Consider the following 12,777-nt stretch of genomic DNA (forward strand, 5'->3'; position numbering starts at 1 on the left):
CCGTCGGGGCGCCCTGGATCGCCCATTACCCAGGCGAATGGCGGCGCCATCGTAGCGGCGGGGGGATCTCTGTCAACAGCGCCGACCCGAAGCGGCCGGGTCGGGTGTTTATTCCCGGCGCTCGGGACTGCACCGGGCCGGGTTGTTCAGGCTATCCCCGATTCCGGCGTGGGGTTGACGTGGCGGTTCATTTACGGCGTGCTGCGCTCGTCTGCTTGGAGGCGTGCTCTCGTCTGCTCGGATGCGTGCTCGCGCGTGCTCGACCGAGCCGTCGGATTTCCTCTTGACCCGGGCGTCCACGTTGGACTAGTTGGCCACACCTCGCGTGAGCCTTATCGTCCAGAAGTTCGGCGGCACGTCCGTCGGGTCCATCGAGCGCATCCAGCGGGCGGCCGCGCGCGCGCTCGCCACACAGCAGGCCGGTCATGACGTCGTCGTCATCGTGAGCGCGATGGCCGGCGAGACGAACCGGCTGCTCAAGCTGGCGTCGGACATCGCGCCCGTGGCTGACGCGCGGGAGATGGACGCGCTGGCGGCGACGGGCGAGCAGGTCTCGGCGGCGCTGATGGCGATCGCGATCCAGGCGCAGGGCGGCAAGGCGCGGAGCTTCCTTGGCCACCAGCTGAAGATCCTGACGGACAGCGCCTACACGAAGGCGCGGATCAAGGCGATCGACGCCCAGCGGCTGCACGAGGCGCTGGCGGACGGGAAGATCGCGGTGGTCGCTGGCTTCCAGGGCGTCGACGACGCGGGCAACATCACCACGCTCGGCCGGGGCGGCAGCGACACGAGCGCCGTGGCGATCGCGGCGGCGGTGGGCGCCGAGTGCGAGATCTACACGGACGTCGACGGCGTTTACACGACGGATCCGAACATCTGCAAGACGGCGCGGAAGATCGAGCGGATCAGCTACGAAGAGATGCTGGAGCTCGCGTCGCTGGGCGCGAAGGTCCTTCAGATACGGAGCGTGGAGGTTGCGATGAAGTATGGTGTCCCGGTGCACGTGCGGTCGTCGTTCTCGGACGTGCCGGGCACGTGGGTTGTCGGCGAGGAGCAGTCGCTTGAGAGCGTGACGGTGACGGGCGTTGCCCTGGACCGGAACGAGGCGCGGGTGATGCTCGTCGGCGTCGACGACAAGCCGGGCGTTGTGGCGCAGATCTTCGGCGCGCTGGCCGAGGAGAACATCAGCGTCGACATGATCATCCAGAACGCGCCGAGCTACGGCCAGGAGGTGCGCGGCGCGTCCGGCGAGGTGAAGGCGGACGTGACGTTCACTGTCGGCAAGGCGGATCTGCCGCGGGCGAAGCTCGTGATGGAGAAGGTCGCCGGCGGCGTGGGCGCGGTGGGCATCCGTTACGAGGAGGACATCGTGAAGGTGTCGATCGTCGGACTCGGGATGCGCACGCACGCGGGCGTGGCGGCGCGGACGTTCCAGCTGCTCGCGGCGGAGGGGATCAACATCCAGGCGATCTCCACGAGCGAGATCAAGATCTCGTGCCTGGTGTCGACGAAGTATGCTGAGCTCGCCGTCCGTGCGCTGCACGATGGCTTCGGGCTCGGCGCCAAAGCGTAACGAAAACTGTGCTACGGTCGTAATGCGCTCGCTGTGAGCGGCCGCCGACACTGTCGGGAAGGCTGCTCGCAGCGCGTTGCGTTATGGCGTCGCGATCGCTCCGTGAGGAGCGCACGGCGTTGCTTTTTGTCGTCGTGGAGGTTCGCATGCGTAGCAGGGATGTTGGGCTGCTGGGGCTAGGCGCGCTCTGCGCGGTGGCGCTTTCCATCGGCGCTGGTGGCTGTCAGCCGGAGGGGAACAGCAGCCTGCCGACGGGGCCTGGAGGGCCAGGGGGGACCACCGGGGAGGGTGGCGGCGGGGCGGCGACGGCGAACCCGGGAGAGGGCGGCGGCGGGGGCGAGCCGGGGACGGCGACCACCGGGAGCGCTGGCGGGGGTGAGGGCGGGGGAGGGACGGCGGAGCCGCCGCCGCCGCCGGCGCGGGTGGTGACGATCGAGGAGATCACCACCGGGGCAGTGGCGAGGGATACAGTCGTCGAGCTGAAGGGCGTTGTGGCGGTGAGCCAGAAGTTCTTCATCGACAATACCAGGTCCGGGGCCTGTCTCTGGGGGGTGTTTGTCTCCAGCCCCGACCTCACCGAGACCACGGCCAACTCCGGCATCCTGGCTGTCTCTCGAAGCGAAGCCTCGACCGATGGGAACGGCCATATCGTTTGCCCGAGCCTGGAGAGCTCCTCGGCGGGCGATCCCTTCCCCGACAGCGTCGCGCCGGGGGACGTTTTTGATATCATCGGCGAGACGACCTACTTCAGCTCTTCTTCCTGCAGCGATGCATGCGGCGATTTGGTCTGTGATCCTGCGAGCACCCCGCCAGAGACGGCGGAGAACTGTAGACAGGATTGCGGCGCAAGTCCTGAGCTCATTGCCCAGAGCGGAGTCGGGCAGTATCAGGTCGAGTGGATCAAGAGCGTCACGCCACGAGGCCACGTGGAACCCCCGAATCCTCACGTCCTCACGACCGAAGAGGCGATGAAGCTCAGCTCACCGACCGAGACGGACTTCTTTCACAAGTGGGGAGGGGTGAAGGTCCGGCTGGAGGGCGCTTTTGCCCCTGTGCTGCGGACCGACGCGATGGGCGAAGACGTCGTCGTCGGTTCTTACGGCAATATCCACCTCGAGGGTGGCCCGGTACAGGTCGGAGACAAGATCTATTATATCGGCGGCGCGCAGGGAGCATGCCACAAGGGGCCAATTTACTCGAATGTGAATGTCGTGTTCAATCGAGTCGATGGCTTTATTTATAATAATTTCTGCATCTGGAGCCTGCAGCCCGCGAACAAGTGCATCGACCTCGACCCCCCGAGCGAGGATTGCGTCGCGGATGGCCTGATGTGCCCCTGAGAGCGCCACAGAGCACATCGTCCGGCGCCCGCCGCTACTCCTGCGCCATCGCCGCCGCGAAGCGCAGGAGCCCCTCGCCCCAGCCGCCGAGGATGTACGTGCGATCGTAGAACTCGGGCACGAGCGTGTCCTGGTAGCCGGCGACCTGCACCAGGAAGACGCGCACGGCGCGGTTCACGCGCGCGCGGTACGCCGCGACGAGCTTCGCCACGTCGATGTAGTGCCCGTTCCACGCGAAGTCCGCGTAGTCCTTCGGGCGCTTACCGTAGAGGCCGCCGTGGCCGGCCTGCATGTCGCTCAGCACGAACACCGCGTCCCAGCGCTGCCGCTCGCGGATCGCGCGATCCCAGAACAGCCACACGCCGTTCTCGGTCTCCGTGCCGATCGTGCGGGCGATCTGCTCCGCCCGGTCGAGCTGCGAGAACACGCTCTCATGCCTGCGCACCGCGAAGGTCTCCAGCCGGTCACCGAACACGCCGAGGTGCCCGTCGTCCGCGCGCATCCCGGCCACGACCCCCGTGAGGTTCGCGATCGTGGAGACGCGCATCGTCCCGAGGCTGCTCGTCGTCGTGCCCTGCGCAGACCCGCTGTTGTCGCAGAGCACCATCACCCGGCCGGGGAAGCGCGGCGCCTGGCCGAGCGACCGGTGCAGACACTGCTCGACCGCGTCCAGCACCGGGCCCGGCGCGCAACCCTTCACCGCCTGATAGGCGCTGTAGTACCGGAAGGGCAGCTGCTTGCCCTCGGCAGCCGTCGCGAGCAGCTTCGGCACGAACACGTCGGCCGGCACGCCCGCCTCGATGAGGTTGCGCAGGTTGCGCAGCAGGGCCATGTGGCCCATGGCCGGCAGCGCCTTGCGCCACGCGCACCGGTTCGACCCGCGGGCCGAGATGAGCGCCTCCCAGGTGCGGCCAGTCGCGCGGAGCGCGCCCTTCGCGAGGCGGTCGACGCTCGGGCTCTTCGGGTGCACGAGGTTCACGACGTCCACGGTCTTGCTCCCCTTGCCCTCGAGGCGATACTTCGCGAGGGCGTGATCGTCGAACCGCTCGAGCGCGTCGCGGAACGCGCGCTTCAGCGCGTTCGGCACCGGCTTGCCGAACCGGTAGAGCTGGTACGCGAGGCCGACCGCCGGCTCGTCCGCGCGCTGGATGATGCGCGGCGCGAAGCGGCGCACGAGGCCCGTTCCGCGCACCGACGCGGTGTTCGCCGCGCGCACCAGGATGACCTGGGGCGTCGTGCGCAGGTGCTCCTCCTCGCGCAGGCGCGCCGCCTCGGCGAGCGTCGCCTCCGGATCGGCCGCGAGCGCCTCGTCGATGGCCTTCTCGATCAGCGCCGCCGGTGAGAGCGCGCGCCACGCGGCCGGATCCACGGCGCCGAGCGTCTCGCGCAGGCGCTTCACCTCGGCGTCGGACAGGCGCGGATGGTCGGCGGCCTTCTTCTTCGCCTTCACCGGGCGCGGGTCGGCCGGCTCGCGGTGATAGTACATGGGCTCGCCGAAGAAGCACGACGAGGCCGCGAGGCGGAGGCGCTTCAGCGGATCGGCGATGTCGTAGGAGCGCCCGCCCATCCAGTTCAGGTGCGACGCGCTGTCACGCTGAGCCTGACGCTTGAGATGCTGAAAGAAAGACATGATGACACCTCCTTCCTCGACGCACGCGCGGCGAGGGGCCGAGAGAGGGGGCGCAGCGCGGAGGATGATGGTCACGGGGTTGGTCGTATCGAAACGAAGGAACCGTGACGCTCACTGCCGCGCTGCGCCCTTGTGCCAGAGACGGGACTCGAACCCGCGACCTCGTCCTTAGAGGGAAGTAACCCCGGAGCTCACTGCCAGCGCTCATCGCGCCGGAGAACACCGTCCGGAGTTGTTTGCGCGCTCTACCGCTGAGCTACTCTGGCGTGGACGCTGGAGGGTATTGCAGGGAGGATGCCAGCCAGCCTCGGCGCGTACGAGCCGCGGAAACCGCCGGAGAGCCGAGCTTGCCTGCGTGGTCGTCTATCCCACAAGATAAATTCGTAGAGCACGAGATAAATGGGCGCCTTCCGCGCGTCTGGCGCAACCACAGCGCAGCCGGACATCATCGCCCTGCCACCACCGAACCTGGCGCGCGGTGGATCACGTGAGGGCGGACGCTCCGTGCAGCGGGGGCGGCCCACAGAATTCCCTCCCTCCGCTCGCGCGCGTCATGTAGAGAGCTCCGGCTGTGGCCGCCTGCTCCGCGCGCCCACCGCGCTCTCGGCGGCGCGGCTGGTCGGGCGGTCATGGCAGCCTGCGATATGCCCTGAACGCGCCCGCGCGCGGTGGAGTTGCCCCCATGTCCGATCCCTACATCTACCAGCGCGATATCGAGGTGTACGGCCGCTTCACCGCGTCGCAGATCCAGAAGCTCGTCGTGCCGATCGACGCGGGCTTCAAGCAGGCCCTGCGCGCCGTCGCGGCGCGCCTCGACGCCGCCACCGATGCCCTGCGCAAGGCCACGCTGAAGGCGACCGCCGCGGCTGTGGCCTCCTCCGCGTCAGGCGCTGCGAGGGAGGGCCAGGCCGATCCCGTGGCGGCGGGCCGCGACCTGCTGCGCCGCCTCGTGGAGCACGCCGCGTCGCGGCCCGGCGGGGTCGCGCTGGCCCGCGACCTCCTCCAGGGGCAGACCCTCACCACGGTGCTCCGCCGCCGCCCCGCGAAGCTCGCGGCGGCAATGGCGCACGCGCTGGAGGTGATCGAGCAGCACAGGCGCCAGCTGCCCGATCACGAGGCGTGGGCGGCCGAGATCGAGCGCGCGCGCGACGCCCTCGAGCCGCTCACGAGGAGCGTGCGCAAGAGCCGCCTCGCCCGGCGCACCATGACCCCCGAGGTGAAGGCCGCGCGCGACGAGTGGCTCAACATCTACGGCGCCGCGAAGCTCCTCGTGGAGTGCGTGCTCCGGCTCCACGGCAAGGTGTCCCTGATGCCGGAGATCTTCGACGACCTCCCGAGGGCCACCCGCGCCGCCATCGCGCCGATCAACCCTGCTCCGCGCTCACCCGCCGACGTGATCGCGCCCCCGTGAGGCCGGGCCGCTCGGAGCACCCCGGCTCGACCCGCCCGACGGCCCCGCGTACCAGAATGCGGTTCTGGAACGAGCTGTCCAGAATGCGGTTCTGGAACGAGCACCAGGAACGCGACGCCTACCGCCCCCCGAGGTGCGCCCGGAAGAACCGCACGAGGTGCGCGTACTGGAGCGCCTGGTTGTCCCGCTTCTGCGCCCCATGCCCCTCGTCGGGGAACAAGATGAGCTCGGACGGGATCTTCTTCGCCTCCAGCGCCCGCTGGATCTGCACCGACTCCCCGGCTGGCACGCGCGGATCCGTCACCCCCTGGATGATCAGCAGCGGCGCCTTCACCTGGTCCAGGTACGTGATCGGCGAGAGCTTCATCAACGCCTCCCGGTCCTTCTCGGGATCACCGTACTCCGAGGTCCGGAGGATGCGCCGATAAGGCGCCGTGTTCTCGAGGAACGTGACCAGGTTGCTCATGCCCACCACCGCGGCCCCCGCGTCGTAGGCGCCAGCGAACATCGTCATGCCGATCAGCGCGGAATACCCGCCGTAGCTGCCTCCGAAAATGCCGACCCTGGGCGGCCGGCCCTCGTGGCCGAAGCTCGCACGGACGAACTTCGCCGCGTCCTCGATGTCCGTGATCACGCCGAGCCGCTTCGCGCCGTCATCGGCGTGCAGCCACGTCTTGCCGTAACCGTCGCTCCCGCGGACGTTCGGCTCGACGAACACGAACCCAGCGTCGACGAAGATCTGCGCCCGCGCGCCGAAACCCGCCTTGACCTGGCTCTCCGGGCCGCCGTGGAAATGCACGATCACCGGACATGGCCGCTCGCACTGCGCCGGGCGGCGCACGAACATCGGGATCTGCGTCCCGTCGCGCGCCGGATAGGACTCCAGCGTGGCCGCCGCGAACGCTTCCGGCGCGACCTCGGGCATGCTCGGAGTGTGCCACTGGGTGAGCTTGCCAGTCGTCCAGTCGAGCACATGGCTCGTCGCCGGCGCCCTCGAGCTCTCCAGGAGCAGCGTCGTGTACCGGCCGTCCCGCGTCGTCGAGACCGGCACCACGTGATCGGCCGCCGGGAGCGCCGGCAGCTTCACCTCGCGGTGCGTCCTCGCGTCGAGCGCGCGGAGCCGCGTGTAGCCCCGCTCGTTCACCGTGTAGAGGATCCGCTTCCGCGCCCGATCGATGGCGAAGGCGCTGACGTCGAACGGGATCTCCGGCGTGATCGGCGTGAGCTTCCCCGCCTTCCAGCTGTAGAGCCGGCGATACTCCCCGAGCCGCGGCGTGAGGACGAGGACCTCGCCTGGCGCCGCGCCGTACATGGCCCTGTAGTCCTCGCGCTCGCCCTGCCCGACCAGCGGAGTCAGCGTCCCCGCCGCCGGATCGGCCTTCACGCCGCCCTTGGCGGCCGGCGCCCACTCGAAGAGCTCGCTCATGTTGGAGCCCACGTCCCTCGCGAGCAGCAGGCGGCCGTCGCCCGCGGCGTCCACGGCGCGCCAGATGCCCTCGCGATCGAACACGAGCTCGCGCTGCTTCGACGCGATGTCATACCGGTAGATGGCATACGCGTCCTTCTTGACGTCGTTGGCCCGGTAGTAGACGTGCCGCCCGTCGTCGGAGACGAGCTGCAGCTGGGTCTGCACTCCTGGCTTGTGCTGGATGGCGAGCAGCGGGCCGCCCTTCGCGTCCTGCAGGTAGAGCCCGGGGTTCTCCTCGCCCTTCCGATCGCGCGAGAGGAGGAGGCGCGCGCCGTCCGGCGTGACGTCCTCCACCACCGTCGAATCCTCGCCGCCCGTCAGCTGCAGCGGGAAGCGCTGCGGCCCGTCGAGCCGGAAGACCTGCCTCGTCCCCGTGATCGTCCAGGTGAAGTAGAGCGCCTTGCCGTCCGGCCCCAGGACGCCGCCCCCGGGGGCGCGCACGTCGAGCAGCCCCTGGATCCGGCGCGACACGTCGTCCGGGAGCGGGGGCGCCGCGTACCGCGCCAGGATCTCGGGGGATACGCTCGCCGCGCCGTGCCCCTCGTACCCCGACCGCTCCGGCGCGGGCGCAGGCCGCGGCGCCTCGGCAGGAGCCGCCGGCGCCAGCCGCGCGGACGCGACAGGGCCGGGCGCGGCCGGCGCGGGCGCCGACGGGGCAGGCGCGCACGCCGCGGAGAGGGCGAGGAGGGAGAGCAGCGCGCCGCCGCGGCGCCCCTGCTGCTTCGAGAAAGACGACATGTGGGACATTTCGCCGGAGCGGCCGGGCCCCGGCAAGACCAAAGGCCGCGCGGCGCGGGCGTCAGACTCAGTCGGGCTCGCCCGGGAGCTTCAGGCGGCCGAGGGCCGCCTCCGCCGCCGCGAGCTGCGCCGCGATCTTCCGCAGCAGCTCGGCCTCGTCCCCCTGGAGCGAGATGTTCGGGACGAGCGCGTTCAGCGCCCGGCGGTTGTACGCGAGCCCGAGCGGCGAGCCCTTCTCCAGGTTCATCGCCATGGACTCGGCCAGCACCGCCAGCGCCTCCCGGTGCATCCCCTTCGCCGAGAGCACCTCCGCGAGCGCGGCCGTCGAGCGCGCCAGGCCGATGAGGTCGCCGAGCCCCTCCTCGGCCTCGATCGCCGCCGTCAGGCGCTGCGTCGCGCGATCGAGGCGGCCCTTGTGGAGCTCCAGCCGGCCGATCGTCTCCCAGACCCGGGCGAGCTCCCGGGTGTCCCCGAGCTGCTTGTAGGTGCGCTCCGCGGCGAGCGCGTGATCGATCCCCATCGACAGCGCGTCGGACTCGCGCCCGGGGCGGGCGACGACGTGGAGCGGGATGCGCGCGAAGAGGTGATCCGTCTCCGCGAGCTCGACGCGCGCCACCGGATCGACCCGGGCCCGCTCCTCGAAGACCCGGCGCGACTCGGTCAAGAGGTGCGTCGCCCGGACGGGATCGCCCATGCGCACGTAGACCGCCGCCTGATCGTTGAGCAGCCTGGCCGAGCCGAGCGCGTCGCCGGCGTCGAGCAGCAGGCGGCTCGCCGCCGTCAGCTCCTCCAGCGCGCGCTCCAGCGAGCGCATGTCGCCGATGTCGTAACAGACGCTCGCGATGAGCGCGGCGACCTCGGCGTGCAGCTCGGGCGGGTCGCCCGGCGTGAGGAGAGCGCGCGCGGCGTCGAGCACCTCGAGCGCGCCGGCCAGCGTGAAGGCCGGATCCGGCCCGGCCGCCTGCCACTGCACCCGGGCGATCCCCGCGAGCGCGCCGATGCGGAGCCGCCGGCGCGCAGGGGTGGGCGGCATGCCGTCGAGCAGCGAGAGCGCCTTCTGCCCGTAGCTCAGCGCCTGGACGTACGCGCCCATGACCGCCGCCTCCGCCGCGGCCGCGCGGTAGCGCCGCGCCGCCTCTTCGAGCTCGCCCGCCTCGCTCAGGTGGGCCGCCGCGCGCGCGTCGTGGGCCCGGCGCCCGGCGCCGTGCAGCCCCGCGCCGGTGGCGCTCGCCGCCTCGGAGCGGTCGATCGATGAAGAGGTCGGGTGTGGCGACACGCCGAGCGGCGCGGCGGCGCGCAGGGACTCGGCAACGGCGCGACCCGGATCAACGGGGCGCGCTGGACCCGCGGGGTCGGCCGGCGCGGGCCACGACAGGGACGGGCGGGACGCGCCGGGAGACGACCGCTCGGACAGCGCGGTGGGGACGCGCAGCGAGCTGCCCCGCACCGAGCGGCCAGGCTCGTCGGCCGAGGAGCCGGCGACGGCGGGCGCGAGATCGCGGGGCACGCGGACCGGCCCCGGGATGGGCGCGTCGAGCGAATCGGGCGGGGCGTCGAACCGGACCGACTCGGGCGGCTCGGAGAGGCGGCGGCTCTCCGGGCTCCGGTGGAACAGCTCGGCGTAGGGCCACGGCGGGTTGCCGGGCCCGGCGGGCGCGATCGGCGTGGGCCGCTCCTGGGCGACGCGCGGCGACGTGCGGCGCGGGCTGCTCAGGTGCGCGCCGCCGCCGGCGTAGGCCATGGCCGGCGGCGGCCGCAGGGTGTCGGCTGCTCGCGGCACCCCGCCACGCGAGCCAGCGAGGCCGGGCTCGGCGCCCTTCTCGCGCTGCTCGGCGGCCACCGCGCCGCTGCCCTCCGGGGTCGGCCCGGCGGCGGCGATCGCGCCGGGTGGAGCTGACAGCGAAGCGGCGGTGGGCGAAGCGGCGGTGGGGGGGGCGAGGCCGGTGGTGCGCGGCGTCGCGATCGCGGGCGCCGAGGTGGACGGGGGCGCGGTCGGGCTCGGCGCGGCGCCGGCCCTCGCCAGCGCGGCGGCGGCCCGCGCGGCCGCGTCGTCGCTGCGCGAGGCGCTCAGGCTCGCGCCGCCGAGCAGGTGACGCTCGACGGGCGGCGCCAGGACGGCCGCGCTCTGGGTCGGCGGCGCGGCGCCGAAGGCCGGCGGCGCGACGCTCTGCCCGGGCGGCGCGGCGCCGAGGGCCGGCGGCGCGACGCTCTGCCCGGGCGGCGCGGCGCCAGGGGCCGGCGGCGCGACGCTCTGCCCGGGCGGCGCGGCGCCAGGGCTCTTCTTCTGATTCTGATCGGCCGCGGCAGGCTCCGCCGCGGCGCGCGCGCCGCGCGCCGACGCGTCCGACTCGAGCAGATCCTCGCTGAGGAGCGTCGCGAGCCGCCGGTGCCACACGCGCGCGAGCGACGGGAGGATCGACCTGCGAAGCGCCTCGACGGTCTCCTGCGGCAGGTGGAAACGCCCCTCGCCGCGGTCCTCGACCGGGACGCCCGTGTCCGCGGCGCGCTGCAGCGCCTCGAGCACGTCGATCGCGTCGACGCGGAGGAGCGCCGCGACGAGCTCGCTCTCGAACCCCGAGCCGATGATCGCGCCGGCCCGGAGCACCCGGAGCACGTCGCCGGGGAGCTCGCGCAGCGCGACCTGCGGCGGCGGGGGCGCGGTCACGCTCGTCAGCGTGGTCGTGCCGTCCGGCGGCCGGAGGACCGCGTCGGCGCCGAACGACGCGCGCACCGCGCCGAGCAGGTCGCCCGCGGGGCCCGTGGGCGCGTGCAGGCGGAAGGACAGGACGAGCGCGACCCGGAGCGCCTCGTGGCGGGACACCACCCGCCGCAGCACCTCGAGCGTGGCGTGGTCGGCGAGCTCCACCGCGTCGAAGACGACGGCCCACCTGCGATCGGTCTGCTGCGCCAGGCGGTTGACGGTCTCGATGAACTCGGCGTCGGCCATCCGCTCGTGCACGTCGCCGAGGAGCCGGCGCCGGAGCCCCGAGACCACACGGCTCCGCGCCTGATCGAGCAGCGGCGGCGCCCCGCCGACGAGCCGCTCGACCCTGGCTTGCACGTCGTGCAGCGGCCCCAGCGCCGCCTCGGGCACATCGCAGCGCACGCGCAGGACGCGCAGCCCGAGGTGGGACGGAGGCTCCCCGGGGATGATGTCCAGCAGGGCCGTGTGCCGGCCCTCAGAGACGCGCTGCCAAAGCTGTTCCACGGTCCGCTCCTTCCGTTGGGTTTGCGCGGAGGCCTCGCAATACTGCGCTGTTCTTTGTAGACGCTTCCCCCGCCGGACGTCATGGGAATGACAGCGGTTTTCCGTTGGAAGCCTGCCGCGCCGCGCCCGCCCGCGGCGGCGCGCCGGGCCCGGGTCACGGCCGCCGGGCGAACCTGTAGATCTCGCCGTCCTGCGAGAGCACGTAGAGCTCGCCGCGCGCGTCCTCCCCGAACGAGGTCAGGCGCGAGAGGGCATTGTCGGGATCGAGGATCGGCCTCCAGTCGGTCGGCTCCGTCGCGCGCCCGTCCTTCCAGCGGAAGCTGCGGAGGAGCGCGGTGCAGTAGTCGGCGTAGAAGTAGAGGCCGTCGAGCTCCGGCAGCTCCGCGCCCCGGTAGACGAAGCCGCCCGTGATCGAGCAGCCGTCGTCGTGAGGGTATTCCATCACCGGGGGCGTCAGCCCCTCGCGGCTGCAGGAGAGGCCGCGGAGGCAGTGCCCGTCGCCCTCGACGACGTTCCACCCGAAGTTGTGGCCCGCGATCCGGTCGACCGGCACGACGTGGACCTCCTCGAAGCGGTCCTGGCCGACGTCGGCGATGTACAGATCGCCGGTCTTGCGGTCGAAGCTGTAACGCCACGGGTTCCTGAGCCCGATCTGCACGATCTCCGGCGCGGGCCGCTCTTGCCCGGGGCCGTTCACGTCGAGCGCCAGCATCTTGCCGAGCAGCGAGCGCCGGTTCTGCCCGTGTCCGTGGGGGTCGTCGCGCTTGCCGCCGTCGCCGGTGCCCACGTAGAGCTTGCCGTCCGGGCCAAAGGCGAGGTGGCCGCCGTTGTGGTTCGAGTACGGCTGCTCGATGTGGAGCAGCTCGCGCGCCGTCGCCGGATCGGCGCGATCGGGGTCGCCCTGGGCCGCGCGGTACTCGACGACGCGGGTGTCGCCGCGCCGGTCGGTGTAGTTGACGAAGAAGCGCCCGTTCTCGGCGTAGCGCGGGTGGAACGCGATCCCGAGCAGGCCTTGCTCTTCTCCCGTCGAGACCAGCGCGGACACGTCGAGGAACGGCGCGCCCTGGGCGCGCCCGCCCGCGAGGATGCGGACCCGCCCCGGCTTCTCGACGACGAAGAGGCGCTCCCGGTCGTCGCCGGGCGAAAAGGTGAGCGCGACCGGCGCGTCGAGCCCGCGGGCGAACACGGAGAGCTTCACGCCGCTTCCGGCGTCCCGGCTCGGCGGCGGCGGCGGCGCGGGCGAGCCGCACGTGCAGCCAGGGGCGAGCGCCGCCGCGACCGCAGCGACGGCCGCGAGCGCGCGCGGGAGAGCGCGGAGGTCGAGGCCGCGCGGCGCAGGGGCACGCGGCGCACGAGGCGCGGCGCGCTCGCGGTAGCTCTCGACGTCCCCGGCGCGCCCGCGGCGCATC

General features: G+C 72.2%; 7 protein-coding genes and 1 tRNA gene. 3 read left to right on the forward strand and 5 right to left on the reverse strand.

Translation table 11 applies throughout. From position 1 onward, the window contains the following. The first annotated feature begins 325 nt into the window (after positions 1–325). Positions 326–1,573 (forward strand): aspartate kinase, encoded by a 1,248-nt coding sequence (locus WME89_RS15200; protein ID WP_438009874.1) that lies wholly within the window; start codon positions 326–328, stop codon positions 1,571–1,573. 119 nt (positions 1,574–1,692) lie between these two features. After that, entirely contained in the window at positions 1,693–2,913 is a 1,221-nt protein-coding gene (locus WME89_RS15205; RefSeq protein WP_438009875.1) for a hypothetical protein, read from the forward strand. 34 nt (positions 2,914–2,947) lie between these two features. Here WME89_RS15205 and WME89_RS15210 read toward each other — a convergent pair whose 3' ends face one another. After that, positions 2,948–4,543 carry a TROVE domain-containing protein gene (locus WME89_RS15210; RefSeq protein WP_438009876.1) on the reverse strand — a complete coding sequence of 532 codons (1,596 nt, stop codon included), beginning with the start codon at positions 4,541–4,543 and terminating at the stop codon, positions 2,948–2,950. A gap of 133 nt (positions 4,544–4,676) precedes the next feature. After that, positions 4,677–4,809: transfer RNA gene (locus tag WME89_RS15215), tRNA-OTHER, on the reverse strand. A 416-nt stretch (positions 4,810–5,225) separates the two neighbouring features. Here WME89_RS15215 and WME89_RS15220 point away from each other — a divergent pair. Beyond that, positions 5,226–5,954, forward strand: a complete 729-nt coding sequence (locus WME89_RS15220; RefSeq protein ID WP_438009877.1) for a hypothetical protein — start codon at positions 5,226–5,228, stop codon at positions 5,952–5,954. A gap of 118 nt (positions 5,955–6,072) precedes the next feature. Here WME89_RS15220 and WME89_RS15225 read toward each other — a convergent pair whose 3' ends face one another. From WME89_RS15225 to WME89_RS15235, 3 genes are all read right to left on the reverse strand, one after another. Beyond that, a complete protein-coding gene (locus WME89_RS15225) occupies positions 6,073–8,160 on the reverse strand; it encodes a S9 family peptidase (RefSeq protein ID WP_438009878.1) in 2,088 nt (695 codons plus the stop codon). A gap of 67 nt (positions 8,161–8,227) precedes the next feature. After that, positions 8,228–11,368, reverse strand: coding sequence for a hypothetical protein (locus WME89_RS15230; protein ID WP_438009879.1), 3,141 nt, complete (start codon positions 11,366–11,368; stop codon positions 8,228–8,230). Positions 11,369–11,522: 154 nt separating this feature from the next. Then, positions 11,523–12,776 (reverse strand): PQQ-dependent sugar dehydrogenase, encoded by a 1,254-nt coding sequence (locus WME89_RS15235; protein WP_438009880.1) that lies wholly within the window; start codon positions 12,774–12,776, stop codon positions 11,523–11,525. Position 12,777: the final 1 nt, after the last annotated feature.

Origin of the sequence: Sorangium sp. So ce321 (assembly GCF_051530195.1) — a bacterium.
Taxonomy (GTDB): Bacteria; Myxococcota_A; Polyangia; order Polyangiales; family Polyangiaceae; genus Sorangium.

What these genes read in the sequence shown, in the direction of transcription:
- WME89_RS15210 (WP_438009876.1), bottom strand. Translation starts at nt 4,543, where the DNA reads ATGTCTTTCTTTCAGCATCTCAAGCGTCAGGCTCAGCGTGACAGCGCG.
- WME89_RS15220 (WP_438009877.1), top strand. Translation starts at nt 5,226, where the DNA reads ATGTCCGATCCCTACATCTACCAGCGCGATATCGAGGTGTACGGCCGC.
- WME89_RS15225 (WP_438009878.1), bottom strand. Translation starts at nt 8,160, where the DNA reads ATGTCGTCTTTCTCGAAGCAGCAGGGGCGCCGCGGCGGCGCGCTGCTC.
- WME89_RS15235 (WP_438009880.1), bottom strand. Translation starts at nt 12,776, where the DNA reads ATGCGCCGCGGGCGCGCCGGGGACGTCGAGAGCTACCGCGAGCGCGCC.